Here is a 19,523-nt window from a genome sequence, read left to right on the forward strand (position 1 = left end):
CCCGTCGCGGCCTCGCTCAAGAGGCCATGACGTGCGGCGCAGCCGTCAGCCGGCTGCGCACGAATCCCACATGCTCCCGCAGCACATAAAACGCATCCGCATACGCTAACGGCATGCGCAGGTGGTTCAGCGCCGCCTCGATCTCGTCCAGTTGCCCCAGTAGCTGTGTGCGCTCCTCGTCGGTTGCGCCGGCGAGCGCGTGCCGCTCGATCGCGATCAACGAACCGTAATAACGATAGATGCGCGAGCGCACCCGCCACCGGTACAGCGCCGGAATCACCCGCATCGCGGGCAACAGCAGCACGGCGACCGGCAACAGCAGGACCAGCGTGCGATCGCCGATGCTCGCGAGCCAGAACGGCAGCGTCCGATACAAAAAGCCCTTGCCGGTCCGGTAATAGCGCTGCGCGTCCTCGCTGATCCGGTATTCGTGCTCGACCGGTGTCGGGAACTGGCCGGCGTGCTGCAACAGGCCCGCGGCGCCATGTACTTCCTGCGCCGCCTCGATCAGCAGATCCGAGATCGCCGGATGCAGCGTGCTGCGCGCGACGAGTTCGACCGTCGGACTGATCAGGTGGACGGTCTCGGGCGGAATGCGCCGCTTCAGGTCGAGCACGCCGGGCGGCAGGTCGATCTGGTCGAGAAACGGAAACACGCGCGTATAGGCGCTGGCTTCGTCGAAATTCATCACCGAAATGCCGGGTACGCGCAACAGCCGCAGCATCAGGCCGCGCGTCGCCGAGTCACCGCTCAGGAGCGCCGCGTCGACCTCGCCGGCGACCAGCTGCGTGGCGGCCTGCAGACCGTCGCTCGGCACCAGCGTCGTCGCGCCGCCTGGCTCGATGCCGTTCGCCGCGAGCAGTTGCAGCGCGAGCAGCCGCGTGCCGCTGCCTTCGCGGCCGACCGCGATCCGCTTGCCTTCGAGCTGCGCCAGTTGCGCGAGCGCCGCGCCACGATAGAACACGACGATCGGCACATAGAACACGCTGCCGAGCGACACCAGCGACGACGTATCCAGCCCTTGGGCCACCCCGCCTTGCACGAACGCGATATCGACTTGCTGCTTCGGGTCCAGCAGCCGCTGCAGGTTCTGCACGGACCCATCGGATTCGAGCACGTTCAGGCGGATGCCGTTGCGCGCGAGAATCTTGCGGTACTGGTTCGCAGTGACGACGAACGAGCTGTCGCGCGGGCCGGCGCTGATCGTGATCGTGCGCGGCGGCGCCGGATTGGCGATCCAGACGATCAGCACGATCGCGAACGCGATCAGCAGCGCCGTGATGAAGTAGGGCAGCAGGTGCTCGCGCCATTCGGCGCGCGTAAGTTCGGCGGAAAAGTGCGGAGGACGCGGACGCTGCGCTTTCATGAATACTCCGTGCTTGAAGCCGGGAGCAGGCATTGTCGCCTGTGCGCGGTGGCTTTGCCGTAGCGGTTCGTTCTATCGACCGGGCGCGCGGCGCTCGACGGAGACTGCCGCCCGCGGCCGGAGAATAACGCGTACATGGCATAATTTGCCGCAAATCGCGGTCTGGCAGTAGTGGACTTCACAACTCGCGGAGTGTCGCTGGGCGCATGTTGAATCGTCGGCATCGGAAGATCGGCAACTGGCTGGGATTGCTCGCGATCCTGCTGACGACGCTCGCGCCGACGATCTCGCAGACGCTCGCCGCCCATCGCCATGCCGACGCGATGATGGGCGAGCATTGCCAGATGGCGTCGATGGACGACATGGCGTCGATGCCGGGCATGCGGATGCAGGACGGCACGCCCGAGCCCACCCAGGCCATCGCCAACCCGCCAGACAACACCGACGACACCGGCAATCCCACGGACAAGCACGCGCAGATGTCCGGCGATGCCTGCGGCTATTGCAGCCTGCTCGCGCATCTGCCGGTGATGCCGAGCGTCGGCACGCTGTTCGTCGCCGCGGTCCGCGCGCGCCAGCACACGGCCGTGACGCGCTATAACAGCGTGCGTCGTGTCGAACCGCGGACCTTCGCGCAGCCCCGCGCCCCGCCTTCCGCTTCCTGATCCGAATCCCTTACGACGCGATGCGCCTACGTGCATCGCGCTTGCTCGCGCGCGTCCGTTCGACGGCGCTCGCCGGCCTCGTCATCACCGATCAGACAGGATTCACTCATGCACACATCAGCAATGCGCGGTAGCCGTCCCCGGCGCGCGGCGCCGCTCGCCGCGGCCGCCTATGTCGCCTACACCGCTTACGTCGCGTGCGGCGTCGTAGGCCTGATCACCGCGCCGTCCATCGCGCAGGCGCACGCGATCGCGGGCAACCGCGTCTTCCCGGCGACGCTCGCGGTCGACGACCCCGGCGTCGGCGACGAAGCCAACTTCGAGTACGGCCATCAGCGCGTGCCCGGCGACAACGGCGACCAGAGCATCAACACGTTCAGCTTCGAGTACGACAAGCTGATCACGCCGCGTCTGGCCGTGTCGATCGACGGCGCGTACGTGCTCCAGAACAACCCGCGCGCGGCCGGCTTCAACAACTTCGGCGTCGGCCTCAAGTACCTGCTGTACGTGAACGAGCCGCACGAGCTGATGACGTCGATCGGCGTCACTGCGGAGCTCGGCGGCACCGGCAGTCGAGCGATCGCCGACAACTTCTCGACGATCTCGCCGACCGTCTACATCGGCAAGGGCATGGGCGATCTGCCCGATTCGCTCGCGTATCTGCGCCCGGTCGCGATCACGGCCGAGGCGGCCCCCGCGCTCAACACCGGCGCGGGTCAGCCGAACGCGTTCAACTACGGCTTCACCGTGCAGTACAGCCTGCCGTATCTGCAGCAGCACGTGCACGACGCGGGTCTGCCGCAGCCGTTCTCGAACCTGATCCCGCTCGTCGAGGTCCCGCTGTCGCGCAGCCAGGGGCAGACGACCGGCACGGTCAATCCGGGCTTTATCTGGATCAATCGCTACGGACAGTTCGGCGTCGAGGCACAGATTCCGATCAACCGTGCGAGCGGCTCGCACGTCGGCATTCTGGTGCAGGCGCATTTGTTCTTCGACGACATTGCGCCGACTACGCTTGGCAAGCCGCTGTTTCCATGAGTAGTGCAGGAGAAAAACGATGATGAACAGCTTCGAATATCACGCAATGCGCCTGGCGGCACTGATCGCCGGTGTGACGTTCGCGAGCGCGGCACTCGCGCATGTGTTTCCGCAGAAGCAGGAGCCGGGCGCGGGCGCATCGGTGGCCGCGCCCGCGCAGGTCAAGGTGACCTTCGACGGGCCGCTCGAACCGGCGTTCAGCTCGCTGAGCGTCACCGATGCGAGTGGCAAGCAGGTCGGCACGCAGAAGTCATCGGTGGATGCGCGGCAACCCGCGGTGATGACGCTGCCGCTGCCGACGCTCGCGGCCGGACACTACACCGTGCATTGGGTCGCGGTGGCGTCGGACGGGCATCGAACGCATGGGGACTATGGCTTCGATGTGAAGTAGGGCGGCACGATGCGCCGTGCTCGCGCAAGCGGCGCTCAAACCCGCTTGAACAACTGCCGCGCGAGCGAGCACATCAGCATCGTCGCGGGCGATTCGTCCTGCAGGCGCCGGCTCATGATGATCGGCGACGCGGCGCTTGCCGACGGAATCGGCCTGTACGCGACGCCGTGCGCGCGCAAGCCCTCGACGCTCTCCGGCACGAGACACACGCCGACCTGCGCGGCGACCAGACCGAGCGCGGTCTGCAACTCACGCACTTCGTGAATCGCCTTCGGCTCCAGCGCCTGATCGTGCATTGCCGAGATCTGCTGGTCCGCGTAGCTCGGCCGCGGCGTGCTTGGATAGACGATCAGCGTTTCCTCGGCGAGCGCGGCGAGCGTCAGAGGCTTCTTCTGCCGTGCGAGCGGATGGTCCTGCGGCAACGCCGCGATCATCCGTTCCTCGACCAGCACTTCGCGCGCGAGTTGCGCATCATCGAAGCGCAGGCGGCCGAAGCCGACGTCGATGCGGCCGCCTTTGAGCGCGGCCAACTGCTCGAGTGTGAACATCTCGATCAGCGATAGCTCGATATGCGGCGCGGCCTCGCGGAACGAGCGGATCACCGCGGGCAGCGCGCCATACAGCGTAGACGGCACGAAGCCGATCACGATGCGCTCCGCGAGTTGTGCGAGCCGTCGCGTGAGCGGCGCGAGCTCGTCGGCTTCATCGATCAGACGCTTCGCCTGGGTGTAGAAAATGCGGCCGGCTTCGGTGAGCCGCAACGGTCGCGAGCCGCGCTCGAACAGCGGCAGGCCGACGTCTTCCTCGATCTGCTGGATCTGCCGCGACAGCGGCGGTTGCGTCATATGCAGACGATTGGCCGCCCGCGTGATGTTCATCTCCTCGGCGACCGCGATGAAGTAGCGAAGTTGGCGAAATTCCATGCATGCCTCAGAGGTGTGATGCGTCGGCGATCGGGTTGGTGTTGGAATGCCGCGCGCTGAATGTTCGTTTACGGCTCTGTGCTCCCGCAGGAGCGCTCCGCGGCGGCAACGAATGATAGCAACAGCACCGTCAAACCCTATCTGTCTGCTCGGCCTCGACGTTCAATCAATACCGCGCGCATTCGTTTAAATGACGTCGAGGCAGCAGATAGCGGAGGAGGAAGATCATGTGGCCCATTATTCTCGATACGCTCGGTGCGCTCGCGGTGCTCGCGAGCGTGGCGGCGCAGATCGCGCTGCTGCGCAAGCATTGAATAAAAAGCGCAGTGAATAAAGCGCTTTCAGTGTGTAGCGCCTGATCGTGGCGTCTACTCGTAGGAGTTTTATGCATCGATCTGGTACGAGATGCACCGCGAACCAGATCAGCGCGTATTGCCCGAAATCTTCGTAAGCCCCGCGTAAACATATCCAACGAAATCCGCTTCGATTCGATTGTTCGTCGGAAGCGGCGTGTCAATTCGCCTCGAGCCGCTTTATCCGAGCTCACGCGATGCCTAAATTTACGACCTGTGACAGCGCCACTGCATTTCCAGCTTTTAGCGGCGTGGACCTCGTGACTTCTCGCGAGGCATGCCGGCGCGAACCATTGAAAGGACACGATGATGAGCAAGCTCACAGGCAAGGTAGCGGTTGTAACGGGTGCATCGAAAGGCATCGGTGCGGCGATTGCGAAGGCATTGGCGGCGCAAGGCGCGTCGGTCGTGGTGAACTATGCGTCGAGCCGCGCGGGCGCCGACAAGGTCGTCGCCGATATCACCGCGGCGGGCGGCAAGGCGGTCGCGGTTGGCGGCGACGTGTCGAAGGCCGCGGACGCGAAGGGCATCATCGATGCGGCGATCGAAACCTATGGCCGGCTCGACGTTCTCGTCAACAACTCGGGTGTCTACGAATTCGCGACGCTCGAAGAGATCACCGAAGCGCATTTTCATAAGCACTTCGATGTGAATGTGCTGGGTCTGCTGCTGGTGACGCAGGCGGCGGCCAAACATCTGGGCGAAGGCGGCAGCATCGTCAACGTGAGCTCGGTCGTGACCCGCATCACACCGGCGACCACCGCGGTCTACACGGCGACCAAGGGCGCGGTCGATGCGATCACCGGCGTGCTCGCGAAGGAACTCGGTTCGCGCAAGATCCGCGTGAATTCGGTGAATCCGGGCGTGGTCGAAACCGAAGGCGCGCACACCGCCGGCGTGATGGGCTCGGAGTTCGAAACGTGGGCGATCAGCACGACGCCGCTCGGCCGTATCGGCCAACCCGACGATATCGCCGATGTCGTCACGTTCCTGGCTTCGGACGACGCGCGCTGGTTGACGGGCGAGAGCCTGATCGCGAGCGGCGGCGCGCGTTGAGTCCGACGGGTTGCCAACGCTTCCGGCAACCCGCTCTTCAGATCGAGTGCGATAACGGATGGCGCGGCCGGTAGCACGACGGCCGCGCCGCCTGTTGCAGCGACGGAGCGCGAGCTACGCGCGTTGAACCTCGCCGACCGAGACCTCGGTTTCCGCTCCCGGCAATTCCACCGCAAAAAAAGCGTCGAGCAGATTCGAACCCGGCCGCTCGGCGAGCCGCGTCAGCGATTCGATCATCTGCACGCGGCAGTCGACGAGCGGCACCATCCGGATGCGCCGCGACTCGTTGAACTCGGCGCGCGCGATCACGCCGACGCCGATTCCCTGCGCGACCGCTTCCTCGAGCGCCTCGCGGCCATCCACGTACATGACCGGCTCGACCTGCAACGACTCGCGCACGAGCTCGATTTCGAGCAGTTGTTGGGTGACCGATTGCGGCTCGCGGAAGATCATCGGCTGTTCGACGAGCTCCGCGTAGCTGAGGCGGCGCTTCTTCGCGGCCGTATAGCTGGCCGGCACCATCGCGACCAGCGGATCGCGCCGCAACACCCGCGACCGCAGGCGGCTATGCACTTGCGGCGCGGCCGTGATCGCTGCGTCGACCGCACTCGACAGCACGCGCTGCATGCACTCGGCCGCATTGGCGATCGACAGCGTGACGACGATGCCCGGATGCCGCTGGCGAAACGCGCCGATCAGCGCGACGGCGAGATCGGGCGCATCGGCCGCGAGCGATAGCGAACCCGACTCCAGCCCGCCCGCCGATTCGAGCAGCTGACGCGCATCACGCTCGCAGCTGAGCATATGCCGCGTCACGCTGAACAGGCGCAGCCCGAGTTCGGTCGTCTCCACGCCGCGCGGCCCGCGCTCGAACAGCTTGACGCCGTAATCCTGTTCGAGGCGCCGCACATGGTCCGACACCGCCGGCTGCGTCAACGACAACGCCTGTGCCGCTTTAGAAAAGCCGCCATGTTCAGCGACCGCATGAAACGCCCGCAATTGCGCGTACTGCACGTGTGCCTCGCCGACTGATAAGTTTTTACGATACCGTCATCGATTATATCGATTTTACCGATGGACAGCGTTTCTATATCGTGTGAGGTATCCACATAGCGATATCGGAGTACCCGACATGGAAAGCGCGATCGGCGGTTCGGCGGCGGCATTGAGCGTTGCGGCCGCGGCAACGTCCGTCACCCGTGGCACGACATCCTGCGCGGCGCCGGCTGGCGGCGAGCCTTACTTGTTGACACCGGGTCCGCTGACCACGGCACTCTCGACGAAACAGGCGATGCTGCGCGACTGGGGCTCATGGGACGGCGACTTCCGCGCGATGACCGCTCAGTTGCGCGCGAGCCTGCTCGAAATCGCCGGCGACACCGCCGGGGAGTACGACTGCGTGCCGCTGCAGGGCAGCGGCAGCTACTGCGTCGAAGCGATGCTCGGCAGCCTGATTCCGCGCGACGGCCATGCGCTCGTGCTCGCGAACGGCGCGTACGGCAAGCGCGCGGCGACCACGCTCGGCTACCTCGGCCGCGCCTGCACGCTGCTCGACAAGGGCGACTACCTGCCGCCGCGCGGCGTCGAAGTCGAGCGCATGCTGGCCGCCGATCCGTCGATCACGCACGTGGTCGCGATCCATTGCGAAACGAGCTCCGGCATCCTCAATCCGCTCGAAGAAATTGCGGCCGCGGTCGCGAAGCACGGCCGCAAGCTGCTGATCGATTCGATGAGCGCCTTCGGCGCGGTGCCGCTCGACGTGCGGCAGATCGCGTGCGAGGCGTTCGTGTCCTCGGCGAACAAGTGCATCGAGGGCGTGCCGGGTTTCGGCTTCGTGATCGCGCGCAGGAGCGCGCTCTCCGAAGCGAAGGGCCGCAGCCATTCGCTCGCGCTCGATCTCCACGATCAATGGGACGTGATGAATCGCACGGGCCAGTGGCGCTTCACGCCGCCCACGCATACGGTGGCTGCGTTCCTCGAGGCGCTGCGGCTGTTCAGGCTCGAAGGCGGGCAGCCCGCGCGGCTCGCGCGCTATGCGAACAATCGCGACGTGCTGGTGGCCGGCATGCACGAGCTCGGCTTCGAGCCGCTGCTCAGCGCGCACTGGCGCTCGCCGATCATCGTGACGTTTTTCTCGCCCGCGCATCCGTCGTTCGAATTCGCGCGCTTCTATGAACTGATGAAGGAGCAGGGCTTCATCATCTATCCGGGCAAGCTGACGGTGGTCGACAGTTTCCGCATCGGCTGTATCGGTCTGGTCGACGAGCACGTGATGCGTCGCGTGGTCGAGGCCTGCGCGCAGGCGCTGCGCACGATGGGCGTCACGCACGCGGCGCCGCCGCCCGCCGCGCTCGACGAACGCAAGGCGCTCGCCCAGGCGGCCTGAGCCGCGACGGCAAACCCAACACATTCGGATTCCTGGGGATTCAAGCAGATGAAATACGTGAAGGCGGTGATTTTCGATTGGGCCGGCACGGTGGTCGACTACGGTTCACGCGCGCCGATGGGCGCCTTCGTCGAGACTTTCGAGCAGTTCGGCGTGCCGATCACGATCGACGAAGCACGCGGCCCGATGGGCATGGCGAAGCGGCCGCATATCGCGGCGCTGATGGCGCTGCCGCGCGTCGCGCAGGCTTGGGCCGAGCGTCACGGCCATACACCGACCGACGCGGATATCGACGCCGTGTACGACGTGTTCGTGCCGAAGAACATCGCGGTCGCGGCGAGCTATAGCGCGGTGATCCCGGGCGTCGCCGAAGTCGCGAGCGCACTGCGTCACGACGCTATCCGCATCGGCACGACCACCGGCTATACCCGCGAGATCATCGACGAAATCGTGCCGGGCGCGGCCGCGCAGGGCTTCTCGCCGGACAGCATCGTATGCACCGGCGATACGCCGGAAGGACGGCCGTCGCCGTACATGATCTACCGGACGCTGCCGCAGCTCGGCGTGTGGCGAACGAAAGAGGCGATCAAGGTCGACGACACCGAGGTCGGCATCGAAGAGGGCATCAACGGCGGCACCTGGGCGGTCGGCGTCGCGGTGAGCGGCAACGCGTTCGGCATGAGCGAGGCCGAGGTGAAGGCGCTGCCGGCCGACGAATTCGCCGCGCGCCGCACCGCCGCGACGATCAGGTTGAAGGCGGCGGGCGCGCATTACGTGATCGACAGCGTCGCGGATCTGATGCCGGTCGTGTACGACATCGACGCGCGGCTCGCGCGCGGCGAGCGCCCTTGAAGCGTCAGTCCGATAACGTCACTTGAAGAAACCGACCGCGAGATCGATGAACTCGCGCACCTTGCGCGGCACGAACTCGCGGCTCGGGTACACCAGCGACACGGCCACGTCGCCATTGAGCACCGAGTAGCCCTCGAGCACGCGCACCAGCGTGCCGGCGCGCAGTTCGTCCTCGACCATTTCGAGCGGCAGCAGCGCGATGCCCATCGCACCGAGCGCGGCCTGCTTCTGCATGATCATGCTGTTGACCGTGAACGAGGCATCGATCGCGATGCTCTCGCCGCTGTCGTCGCCGGCCTCGCTCGTGCGGTCGGCGTCGCCGTCCCCCTTGCGGAAGATCCACATCGGGCCGGTCGTGTCGAACGGCGCGGCGATCAGCCGATGCCTCTCCAGCTCGGCCGGCGTTTGCGGATGACCGGCCTGCGCCAGATACGCGGCCGCGGCCACCGGCACCGCGTGCGAGTTGATCAGACGCCGCACCACCAGCGACTCCGAGCGGATCATATGCTCGGTCACGATGCCGACATCGAAGCCGCCTTCGAGCAGATCGACGCGTTTTTCCGTCAGCGTGACGCGCAGGTTCACCTGCGGAAAGCGCGCCTGATATTCGGCGAACAGCGGCGTCAGCCGAAACAGCGAAAAACTGCCGAGCGCGACGATGCGCAGGTCGCCGGCCACTTCGCGCGACGCCGTGGTCGCGCGCGATTCCACTTCCTCCAGTTCGGCGAGCAGCACGCGGCAACCGTCCGCGTATTGCGCACCGGCCTCGGTCAGCACGACCTTGCGCGTGGTGCGCTGAAACAGCCGAATGCCGAGATGCTGTTCGAGGCCCGACACATGGCGCGTGACGACCGATGTCGACACGTTCAGTTGCGCGGCGGCCTGCGCGAAGCTGCCGACATCGGCGACCTTGACGAAAGCCTGCATGGCCTGAAAGAGATTGATCATCTGAGTGCAAGAAACGTCTTTGTTGTTGCGCACGGCGGGGCCGCGTTCGCGCCCGTGCTCAACTACCGCGCGAGCAGCGCGCCATCGCGCGCGACGACGCGGCCGTTGGCGACCACCAGCTTGCGCACCGGCCGCGCGACGAGCGCATGCGCGAGCGTGTCGGCATCGACCAGCACGAGATCGGCGCGGGCGCCCGGCTGCAAACCGTAAGCTTCGAATCCGCAGGCGCGCGCGGCGACGCCGCTGACGCAATCGAACGCGAGCGCGAGATCGTCGTCGCGGCGCAGGCCGTAGCGCATCGCGATCAGCATCGCTCGTTCCAGCATGTCGGGCGAGCCGTACGGCGTCCAGGTGTCGCGAATCCCGTCGTTGCCGCCGAACAGCGTGACGCCGTGCGCGCGGCAAGCCGTGAGCGGCGGCACCGGCACCGACGGCGGCGCGGTGGTCAACAGCGCGACGCGCAGCTCGGCGATACGCGCGAGCAGCGCATCGCGTTCGCGCTCGGGCAGCGCGCCGAGACAGAACGCGTGGCTCACCACTACTTGCCCCTGCATGCCGTGCGCGGCAACGCGATCGAGCAACAAACCGAGCGTGAACGCGCCGATTTCGCCGGGCTCGTGCAGATGAATGTCGATCGGCTTGCGGTGACGCTCGGCGAGCGCGAACGTCAGATCGAGCGACTTCACCGGATCGCCGTCGATCAGCGCGGGATCGAGCGCGCCGAGCGCGTCGGCGCCCGCCCCGAGCGCACGATCGAGCAGCGCGTCGGTGCCGGGCCGGCCGAGCAGCCCCGACTGCGGAAACGCGACGATCTGCAGGTCGAGCACGTCGCGCAGTGTGTCGCGCGTGGCCAGCACGCCGTCGAGATGGCGCAGGCCCGCGTCAGTGTCGATATCGACGTGCGTGCGCACCCGCGTCGTGCCGGCCGCGAGAAACGCGCGCGCGAGCGCGAGCGATTGCGCACCCGCGTCGTGGCCGCTTTCGGCGCGCCAGCGGCGCTCGTTTTCGATGCGGTCGGTCAGCTTCGGCCCGACTTCGTTGCGATACCACCGCAAGCCCCAGTTGGTCTTGTCCAGATGCGTATGCCCTTCGACGAAACCTGGCAGCAGCAGCGCGTCGCCGCCGTCCTCGACCGGCACAACGGGCTCGCGCGGCAGAGCGGCGCCGAGCGCGGCGATCCGGCCATCGACGATCGACACCTCCACGCGCTTGCCGTCGGCGAGACGCACGTTGGTGATCAGCGAGGCGTTCGTCGTGGGGCGTGGAGTGGTCGTGGTCATGAGCGGTAGGCAAGGGGAGTGAACGGGGTGCAAGGGATACGCGGCCGGTGCGTTGACGCAACCCGCGATGCTACCCCGAGACGATAATAAATCGGTCCCCGTTACGACTGATAAAGCGTGAATCAATCCGGGAATTCGACACGCCGAGATCGCGGCGGAGAGCCGCGCCGACCGGCAAAATCCAAGGCCGGACGGCGGTTCACGGTATACTCCCGCGTAACTTGCCTGATCGCCAGGCTTGCCCGATACTCAGCTGTTATCCCCAAATCTCCCCGTACGTCGAGTTTAACGCTACTGCTTATGAGTACAATCCTTGAAAGTCTTCCGATCGGCCAGAAGGTCGGTATCGCGTTTTCCGGCGGCCTCGACACCAGCGCCGCGCTGCACTGGATGCGCAAGAAGGGCGCCGTGCCGTACGCCTACACGGCCAATCTCGGTCAGCCCGACGAAGACGACTACGATTCGATCCCGCGTCGCGCCACGCAATATGGCGCCGAAGGCGCGCGTCTGATCGACTGCCGCGCGCAACTGGTCGCAGAAGGCATCGCGGCGCTGCAGTGCGGCGCGTTCCATATCTCGACGGCGGGCGTCACCTACTTCAACACCACGCCGATCGGCCGTGCCGTGACCGGCACGATGCTGGTCGCCGCGATGAAGGAAGACGGCGTCAACATCTGGGGCGACGGCAGCACGTACAAGGGCAACGACATCGAGCGTTTCTACCGCTACGGTCTGCTCGTCAATCCGAACCTGCAGATCTACAAGCCGTGGCTCGACCAGCTGTTCATCGACGAACTCGGCGGCCGCGCGGAAATGTCCGAGTTCATGCGCCAGTCGGGCTTCGACTACAAGATGTCGGCTGAAAAGGCCTATTCGACCGACTCGAACCTGCTCGGCGCGACGCACGAAGCGAAGGATCTCGAAAGCCTCGAGTCCGGCATCAAGATCGTGAATCCGATCATGGGCGTCGCGTTCTGGCGCGACGACGTGCAGATCGCCAAGGAAGAAGTGACGATCCGCTTCGAGGAAGGCCAGCCGGTCGCGCTGAACGGCCAGACGTTCCCTAACGCGGTCGAACTGCTGCTCGAAGCGAACCGTATCGGCGGCCGTCATGGTCTGGGCATGAGCGACCAGATCGAGAACCGCATCATCGAGGCGAAGAGCCGCGGCATTTACGAAGCCCCGGGCCTCGCGCTGCTGAATATCGCTTACGAGCGTCTCGTCACCGGCATCCATAACGAAGACACGATCGAGCAGTTCCGTGAGAACGGCCGCCGTCTCGGCCGTCTGCTGTACCAGGGCCGCTGGTTCGATCCGCAGGCGATCATGCTGCGCGAAACCGCGCAGCGCTGGGTCGCGCGTGCGATCACCGGCGAAGTGACCGTCGAGCTGCGCCGCGGCAACGACTACTCGATCCTCAGCACGAAGTCGCCGAACCTCACGTATCAGCCCGAGCGTCTGTCGATGGAGAAGGTCGAATCGACGTTCTCGCCGCGCGACCGCATCGGCCAGCTGACGATGCGCAACCTCGACATCAAGGACACGCGCGACAAGCTGCGCATTTACTCGCAGGTGGGTCTGCTGTCGTCGAACGAGACGTCGGCGCTGCCGCAGGTGAAGGGCGACAAGGAGTAAAGCGGCGCGTCCGATTATCTCAACGTCGCATCGATCGATGGGCCGGCTCGCGAGAGCCGGCCCATTTTCTTTGGGGCCGCCGGATGCGCTCCGGCGCGTGCTCGCGGTCCCACATTCTGTGCTCAAGTTTGGCCTGCCTATGCCGTTGACATAAGCTAAGCCCATTCTGGAACCCTTCCGTGCAACTCGCTCACAGTATCGACCGCCTCGCCAGCCGGATGCCAGTCGACTCGACCGCCGGCGGCGAACCCGAGGTGGAGTCCTCGGTCATCGAGTGGCTGTTGCACGACGATCAGGTGATGCGCGAGTGCTTCACGCACGCGGCGGAGATTCTGAAGAGCGTGACCGGCGCGGCGATTACCGCGATCGTGCTGCTCGACGAGGAGTATCAGCACTATCGCGCCGAGGTCGGCATGGCGATGCCGCTCGTCACGCGCGCGCGTTCGCTCGCCGACTACGCGGTGCGCGACGCCGATCTGTTCGTGATCGAGGATGCTCACAACGACAGCCGTTTCGGTGAATGCATGCTGGTCAAGCGTCATCCGTTCGTGCGCTTTTACGCGGCGATCGCGCTGCGTGCGCCGAACGGCGAGATCGTCGGCGCGCTATGCGCGATGGACCCGGCACCGGGCCGGCTCGACGCGGCCCAGCGCGGTGTGTTCTACCACCTGCGCGCGATGATCGAAAACGATCTGAAGATGCGCACGGCCACCGCGATCGATCCGCTCACGCAGTTGTACAACCGGCGCTTTCTGCTGGAAACCATCGCGCGACGCTGGAAGGAGGCGCGCGACGGCGACATGATGGGCTCGGTGGTCGTCGACGTCGACTGGTTCAAGCAGTACAACGACACCTACGGCCATCAGGCCGGCGATCATTGTCTGCGGCTGGTCGCCTCGGTGATGCAGGCCGCCGCCGACAGCGAGCACTTCGTGGTCGGGCGCATGGGCGGCGAGGAGTTCGGACTGCTGATGCTCGAAGCACAGAAGTCGAAGCTCGAAGACACGCTCGAAACGCTGCGCCAGGGCGTGGCGGATCTCGCGATCGAACATCGCGCGTCGCCGCTCGGGGTGGTGACGGTCAGCGTGGGCGCGTCGCTTACACGTATCAGCGATTTATCGCGGCCCGCGCATCGCGACGGTTTCGCGAGCGCCGACCGGGCGCTGTATCGCTCGAAGCATAACGGGCGAAATCGCGTGACGATGGCGTAGCTCTAGTCTTCGTCGTGACGGCGGCATGGCTTATAGGACCAACGTCCCATTTCCAACCGTTGTCATCGTGGCAATATCGAAGCGCGTAGTGAACGTCGACGCAGTCGCCGGGTGCGGCAGCAGGGCTTTTTACGATGCGCATCATTCAAACGTTGCTGTTCATCGCGGCGTTCTGCTCAGGCATGACCGTCGGCGTTGCGACGTGCGTCGCCGCCCAAACTGCCGCTGCGCAACCGGCCGCGTCGTCGGCCGCCTCGTCGGCCGTTTCCGTTCCGGCAGCCCCAGGTGCCCCCGCCTCAACTCCCGCCGCGCGCCAAATCGATCTGGGCAATCAACCGTTCACCGGCGATTTCGACGCCATGCTGGACCGGCGGCTGATCCGCGTACTGGTTCCCTACAGTCGAACGCTCTATGTGAATGAGCAAGGCCACGAGCGAGGGCTGACCGCCGGCCTGATGCGGGACTTCGAGCGCTATCTGAACAGGAAATACCAGGCGACGCTCGGCAAACGTCCGCTCACGCTGGTCATCATTCCGACGACGCGCGACCAGTTGCTCCCAGGGCTGATAGCGGGCCGGGGCGACATCGCCGCGGGCAATCTGACGGTCACGGAGGCCCGCCTGAAGCAGGTCGACTTCGTGTCGCCGCGTGACCGGACAGCAGTACGCGAAGTGGTCGTGACCGGGCCGAAGTCGCCAACCCTCGCGAAGCTCGACGATCTGAGCGGCAAGACCGTCCATGTGCGGCCCAGCAGCAGCTACTACGAGAGCCTGAACGCGTTGAATGCGCGGTTTGCCAGGGAACGCAAAGCCCCCGTGAAGCTCGTACCGCTGCCCGACGCGCTAGAAGACGAAGATGCGATGGAGATGCTCAATGCCGGGCTGGTCCAGATCCTCGTGGTGGACGACTGGAAGGCAAAGGTATGGGCGCCGATACTGCCGGGAATCGTCGTGCATAACGACATCGCGGTGCGCGACGCAGGCTACATCGGCTGGGCGGTCCGCCTCAAGAGCCCGAAGCTACGGGACGCGATCAACGACTTCTACCTGAATTACGTGAAAAAGCAGAGTGTCGCGGAAGTCCGTCTGCAGCAGGAAATGAAGCGCATCAAGCAGATCTCCAACAATACGGAGTCAGCGGAGCTGAAGCGATTCAAACAGACGGTCGGCCTTTTCGAAAAATACGGCGCGCAGTACGGCTTCGATCCGCTCCTGCTTGCGGCTCAGGGCTATCAGGAATCGCAGCTGAACCAGAGTGCGCGCAGTCACGTTGGAGCAATCGGCATCATGCAGCTGATGCCAGCCACGGGGAAGGAACTTGCGGTTGGCGACATCAGGGTGGCGGAGTCCAACGTCCATGCGGGAGCGAAATATCTCGACGTGCTGATGGCCCGTTACTTCCCCGATGCTCACTTCTCGGAAAGGGACCGCTCGCTGTTCGCATTCGCGAGCTACAACGCAGGACCCGCAAACATCGCCAGGATGCGCAAGGAGGCGCAGGCTCGCGGTCTCGATCCGAACAAGTGGTTCAACAATGTCGAAATCGTAGTCGCCGAGAAAATCGGCATCGAACCCACTACGTACGTGCGCAATGTCTTCAAATATTATGTTGCGTACCGGCTCGTCCGGGAGGCCGAGGCGGCACGGGCTCGCGCTATCGGGCAGATGCGCAAGCAGGGCGGAACGTAACGGAAGTGCTCGTCTGAAAGCGCTGTCACCGCAGCGACGCTTTGAACGCACCGGATTCCTTGATGATATGGACGCGCGCGATGAACGACATCAGGAATCACGATGCTTTCGTTCCAAGCGGTTGTGACGGGATCATTCCACCCGGACCCGCGGGAAGCGTCGGGGCAGGGGCGATCTGGATGCATACCTATGAAGCCGTTACCGGCGGCGTGGGTCGATATGTACAGGGCGCGTCTGCTGTCGATCAAGAAACGTTACGACCCGCACGGAGTTTTCTTCGTTCGTCACGGTGTCGGCTCCGAAGCCTGGAGCGACGACGGGTTCACCCGCATGGCCGATTCCGACTAGCTGGCCGGCCGTTTCAAGCGAATTCTGATGCTCGCTATGTGTCGGTATGAGCGTGTATTGACTCCGGCGAGAGCTCAATGCACGCTAGCGATGCATCGGCATCCGAAGCATCTCTTTCTAGCGAACCTGATGAAGCGGAGTCGGTAATAAGTTCGGTGCCGTTGCCAATACAACGTCGTATAAATGACGGAGACAGAAAAGATGACAACACCGAAGAAGATCCCGGCGGCCATGCACAACCCTTCGTGGCTCACTACCGCGGCGAGCCTGATGGCGTCCGCGATCGTGCTGGCCGGCTGCGGCGGCGGCAACGACGACGGACTGCATCCACCGCCGCCGAACAACGTGCTGCCAGGCTTCATCAAAAGCGCGGTGACGACGAAATCTTATGACGGCAACAGCGACGATCTGCTGACCGCGGGCCTCGGCAAGACCGGCCTCGCCTCAGCGACCGCGCCGGCCATCGCGAATACCGCGCAACCAACGGCCGCCGAACTGCGGCGTCTCGCGATCTGGTCGAACTACCGGGCGCTCGTCGACATGACGGCGAACGGCGGCTATGGACGCTTCTGGGGCCCCAACGTCGACCTGAACGGCAACGACACGCTGGGCGAAGGCAAGATCGCGGGCAAGGAATACCTCGCCTATGCCGATGACGGCAGCGGCGCGCAGAACGTGAGCCTGCTCGTGCAGATTCCCACCAGCTTCAATCCGGACCAACCGTGCATCGTCACCGCGACGTCGTCCGGTTCGCGCGGTGTGTACGGCGCGATTTCGGCGGCCGGCGAGTGGGGCTTGAAGCGCGGCTGCGCCGTGGCCTACACCGACAAGGGCAGCGGCAACGGCGCGCATGAGCTGTCGACGAATCGCGTGACGTTGATCGACGGCACGTTGCAGGATGCGAGCACAGCGGGCAAGGCAAGCCTCTTCACCGCGAAGCTCGGCGGCACCACGCAGGCAACGTTCAACGCGCAATTCCCGAACCGCTATGCGTTCAAGCACGCGCACTCGCAACAGAACCCCGAGCAGGACTGGGGCAAGAACACGTTGCAGGCGATCCAGTTCGCGTATTGGGCGCTCAACGATTCGTTCGGCGCGTTGAATGGCACGACGCGCACGGTGCGCTATGCGAGCGGCAGCATCACGACGATCGCCGCGTCGGTCAGCAACGGCGGCGGCGCTTCGCTCGCGGCGGCCGAGCAGGACACGTCGGGGCTCATCACGGCAGTGGTAGTCGGCGAACCGCAGATCAACATGCGGCTTACGCCGCAGGTGTCGGTCGCGCAGGGCGGCGTGCCGGTCGGCGCGTTCGGCAAACCGCTCGCCGATTACATGACGCTCGCGAACCTGCTGCAGCCGTGCGCCGCGCTCGCTCCGGCCGCGGCCGGCGCGCCGTATCTGACCGCGCTGCCGACCGCGACCACCACCGCGCTGCGCACCGCGCGTTGCGCGTCGCTCGCGGCAGCCGGTGTGATCGCGGGAGCGGATACGGTGACGCAGGCCACCAATGCGCTCGCGCTGCTGCATCAGAACGGCTATCAGACGGACTCGGACCTGCTGCAAGCGCCGATGTGGGACTCGCAGGCAGTGCCGGCCGTCGCCGTGACCTATGCGAATGCATATGCGCGTGCAAGCGTCGCCGACAACCTGTGCGACTTCAGCTTCGGCACCACCAGCGCGACGGGCGCAGCCGGCGTGACGCCGGCGGTCTCGCCGATGCTGACGGTGTTCGGCAACGGCAACGGCGTGCCGCCGACCAATGGCATCAACCTCGTCTACAACGCGGGCACCTCGGGCGCGGCCGATCATCGGCTTGCGACCGCCGATGCGAGCTACGCGGGCGCCGCATGCCTGCGCGCGCGGTGGACCGATGGTTTCTTGAATGCCAGCGTCGATGCAATCCGCGTGAATGCGAACCTGCATGGCAAGCCGACCATCATCGTGCAAGGACGCGCGGATGCGCTGGTGCCGATCAACCACGCGTCGCGGCCGTATCTCGGCTTGAACCAGGTGGCCGAGGGCGGTGCGAGCAAGCTGGCGCTTTACGAAGTCACGAACGGTCAGCACTTTGACGCGTTCCTCGGCGTCGCCGGTTTCGACACGCGTTTCGTGCCGTTGCACTTCTACAATCTTCAGGCGCTCAACCTGATGTGGGCGCATCTGAAGAACGGCACGCCGCTGCCGCCGTCGCAAGTGATCCACACGATACCGCGCGGCGGCACGCCGGGAGCCGCACCGGCGCTGACCACGGCCAACCTGCCGGCGATCGCGGCGAGCCCGGGTGCTAATGCGATTTCCGCCACGAACGGCGCCGTGAACGTGCCGAATTGAGCGGCGCGTGCCGAAGCAATACGCGCACACAGGCGCCCGCCTGTGTGCGCGTTGCTGTGAGATGACCTACTTCTGCGCTCAAGAACACATCCCCTCGCGCTCGAGCCACGAACGGAACTGCACGACCAGTTCGTCGCCAGACTTCTCATCCGCAATGTAAGTGCAGTAACTGCGAGACCGCAGACGCGGACCGTCGAACGGCGCGACGAGCCGGCCAGCGGCGAGATCGTCGGAGACCAGCGCGGTCGGTCCCATCGCGATGCCGATTCCGTCGATGGCGGCCTGCAAGGTCAGATAGAAGTGATCGAAGGTCAAGGTGGCGGCCGGCCTCAGCGCGGCAAGCTGCGTGCTCGCCAGCCAGTCGGGCCAAAGCCGCGGAAGACTCGAGGTGTGCAGCAACGTGTGTTGCCGCAAGTCGTCCGGCGATCGAAGCGGCACCCGCTGCAAGAGCGCCGGACTGCAGACCGGAAGCCTCTCCTCGGACAGGAATGGCCGCATCGAATAGCCGTAGAACGTGTCCGGGCCGCCCCGGATGACGATGTCGTAACTCTCTTTCAAACTCTCCAGCGGTCCGTTCGACGTCTCCACCTTGACCTCCACGTCGGGATGCTCGGCGCGGAATGTCGCCAGTCTCGGCACCAGCCAGCGCAACGTGAATGTCGCGGGCGCGTTGACGGATAGCGTCCGCGACAGCGTTTCGGGCACACCGTATCGCGCGGTTGCCTGCGACAGCTGTTCGAACAGTGGGCCGATTTCCTCCAGATAGGCCTTCGCCGCCGCCGTCAGTGTCACGCGCCGGTGGTGCCGTTCGAACAACGAGGCGCCGAGCCATTCCTCGAGCAGACGCACCTGCTGGCTCACCGCGCCGTGAGTCACGTGCAGCTCTGCGGCGGCTTCCTTGAAGCTGCCGAGCCGGCCCGCAGCCTCGAAGGCCCGTAACGCATTGAGCGGAGGCAATACCCGTTTCATTTGCAAGAGTTTTTCTAACGCAGGCGGCCAATTTATCTGGTTTGAGGGGCCACGACAAGATAGATATCCTTCCTCTTGTACCG

The 19,523-nt window shown here is 65.2% G+C and carries 17 protein-coding genes; 11 read left to right on the top strand and 6 right to left on the bottom strand.

Annotated features, from left to right (window positions below; genetic code table 11):
• Positions 1 to 16 precede the first annotated feature (16 nt).
• Complete coding sequence (locus AB3X94_RS03210) at positions 17 to 1,366, bottom strand: TAXI family TRAP transporter solute-binding subunit (RefSeq protein ID WP_176108417.1); 1,350 nt, start codon at positions 1,364 to 1,366, stop codon at positions 17 to 19.
• 206 nt (positions 1,367 to 1,572) lie between these two features.
• Here AB3X94_RS03210 and AB3X94_RS03215 point away from each other — a divergent pair, with 206 nt between their 5' ends.
• The 3 genes from AB3X94_RS03215 to AB3X94_RS03225 all read left to right on the top strand — a co-directional run bounded on the left by AB3X94_RS03215 (position 1,573) and on the right by AB3X94_RS03225 (position 3,460).
• Entirely contained in the window at positions 1,573 to 2,031 is a 459-nt protein-coding gene (locus AB3X94_RS03215; protein ID WP_368610751.1) for a DUF2946 domain-containing protein, read from the top strand.
• Positions 2,032 to 2,139: 108 nt separating this feature from the next.
• Positions 2,140 to 3,069, top strand: coding sequence for a hypothetical protein (locus AB3X94_RS03220; RefSeq protein ID WP_176108419.1), 930 nt, complete (start codon positions 2,140 to 2,142; stop codon positions 3,067 to 3,069).
• A gap of 19 nt (positions 3,070 to 3,088) precedes the next feature.
• Positions 3,089 to 3,460 (top strand): copper resistance protein CopC, encoded by a 372-nt coding sequence (locus AB3X94_RS03225; RefSeq protein ID WP_176108420.1) that lies wholly within the window; start codon positions 3,089 to 3,091, stop codon positions 3,458 to 3,460.
• A 35-nt stretch (positions 3,461 to 3,495) separates the two neighbouring features.
• On the opposite strand, the gene AB3X94_RS03230 is transcribed toward AB3X94_RS03225, so the two are convergent.
• Complete coding sequence (locus tag AB3X94_RS03230; protein WP_176108421.1) at positions 3,496 to 4,383, bottom strand: LysR family transcriptional regulator; 888 nt, start codon at positions 4,381 to 4,383, stop codon at positions 3,496 to 3,498.
• A 662-nt stretch (positions 4,384 to 5,045) separates the two neighbouring features.
• On the opposite strand from AB3X94_RS03230, the gene AB3X94_RS03235 reads away from it, so the two are divergent.
• A complete protein-coding gene (locus AB3X94_RS03235; protein WP_176108422.1) occupies positions 5,046 to 5,792 on the top strand; it encodes a glucose 1-dehydrogenase in 747 nt (248 codons plus the stop codon).
• A gap of 114 nt (positions 5,793 to 5,906) precedes the next feature.
• Here the strand turns inward: AB3X94_RS03235 and AB3X94_RS03240 are convergent, their stop codons facing one another.
• The gene (locus tag AB3X94_RS03240) at positions 5,907 to 6,806 is read right to left on the bottom strand and encodes a LysR substrate-binding domain-containing protein (protein ID WP_368610752.1); all 900 of its coding nucleotides are present in this window, start codon (positions 6,804 to 6,806) and stop codon (positions 5,907 to 5,909) included.
• Positions 6,807 to 6,924: 118 nt separating this feature from the next.
• Here AB3X94_RS03240 and AB3X94_RS03245 point away from each other — a divergent pair, with 118 nt between their 5' ends.
• The gene (locus AB3X94_RS03245; protein WP_176108424.1) at positions 6,925 to 8,178 is read left to right on the top strand and encodes a 2-aminoethylphosphonate--pyruvate transaminase; all 1,254 of its coding nucleotides are present in this window, start codon (positions 6,925 to 6,927) and stop codon (positions 8,176 to 8,178) included.
• A gap of 48 nt (positions 8,179 to 8,226) precedes the next feature.
• On the top strand, positions 8,227 to 9,030 hold the full coding sequence (phnX, locus tag AB3X94_RS03250; RefSeq protein WP_368610753.1) for a phosphonoacetaldehyde hydrolase: 804 nt from the start codon (positions 8,227 to 8,229) through the stop codon (positions 9,028 to 9,030).
• An 18-nt stretch (positions 9,031 to 9,048) separates the two neighbouring features.
• On the opposite strand, the gene AB3X94_RS03255 is transcribed toward phnX, so the two are convergent.
• Complete coding sequence (locus AB3X94_RS03255) at positions 9,049 to 9,978, bottom strand: LysR family transcriptional regulator (protein ID WP_368610754.1); 930 nt, start codon at positions 9,976 to 9,978, stop codon at positions 9,049 to 9,051.
• Positions 9,979 to 10,040: 62 nt separating this feature from the next.
• Positions 10,041 to 11,258 carry an amidohydrolase family protein gene (locus tag AB3X94_RS03260; protein ID WP_368610755.1) on the bottom strand — a complete coding sequence of 406 codons (1,218 nt, stop codon included), beginning with the start codon at positions 11,256 to 11,258 and terminating at the stop codon, positions 10,041 to 10,043.
• A gap of 300 nt (positions 11,259 to 11,558) precedes the next feature.
• On the opposite strand from AB3X94_RS03260, the gene argG reads away from it, so the two are divergent.
• The 5 genes from argG (at position 11,559) to AB3X94_RS03285 (ending at position 18,471) form a co-directional block, all read left to right on the top strand.
• Positions 11,559 to 12,893, top strand: coding sequence for an argininosuccinate synthase (gene argG, locus AB3X94_RS03265; protein WP_176108428.1), 1,335 nt, complete (start codon positions 11,559 to 11,561; stop codon positions 12,891 to 12,893).
• A 179-nt stretch (positions 12,894 to 13,072) separates the two neighbouring features.
• The gene (locus tag AB3X94_RS03270) at positions 13,073 to 14,104 is read left to right on the top strand and encodes a sensor domain-containing diguanylate cyclase (protein WP_312883580.1); all 1,032 of its coding nucleotides are present in this window, start codon (positions 13,073 to 13,075) and stop codon (positions 14,102 to 14,104) included.
• A 134-nt stretch (positions 14,105 to 14,238) separates the two neighbouring features.
• Positions 14,239 to 15,792 (top strand): transporter substrate-binding domain-containing protein, encoded by a 1,554-nt coding sequence (locus AB3X94_RS03275; protein ID WP_368610756.1) that lies wholly within the window; start codon positions 14,239 to 14,241, stop codon positions 15,790 to 15,792.
• Positions 15,793 to 15,981: 189 nt separating this feature from the next.
• A complete protein-coding gene (locus AB3X94_RS03280) occupies positions 15,982 to 16,140 on the top strand; it encodes a BBE domain-containing protein (RefSeq protein WP_368610757.1) in 159 nt (52 codons plus the stop codon).
• Positions 16,141 to 16,341: 201 nt separating this feature from the next.
• The gene (locus tag AB3X94_RS03285) at positions 16,342 to 18,471 is read left to right on the top strand and encodes a D-(-)-3-hydroxybutyrate oligomer hydrolase (RefSeq protein WP_368610758.1); all 2,130 of its coding nucleotides are present in this window, start codon (positions 16,342 to 16,344) and stop codon (positions 18,469 to 18,471) included.
• A gap of 78 nt (positions 18,472 to 18,549) precedes the next feature.
• On the opposite strand, the gene gcvA is transcribed toward AB3X94_RS03285, so the two are convergent.
• Positions 18,550 to 19,440, bottom strand: coding sequence for a transcriptional regulator GcvA (gcvA, locus tag AB3X94_RS03290; protein ID WP_176108431.1), 891 nt, complete (start codon positions 19,438 to 19,440; stop codon positions 18,550 to 18,552).
• Positions 19,441 to 19,523 lie beyond the last annotated feature (83 nt).

Origin of the sequence: Paraburkholderia sp. BR10923 (assembly GCF_040948765.1) — a bacterium.
GTDB classification, from domain to species: domain Bacteria; phylum Pseudomonadota; class Gammaproteobacteria; order Burkholderiales; family Burkholderiaceae; genus Paraburkholderia; species Paraburkholderia youngii.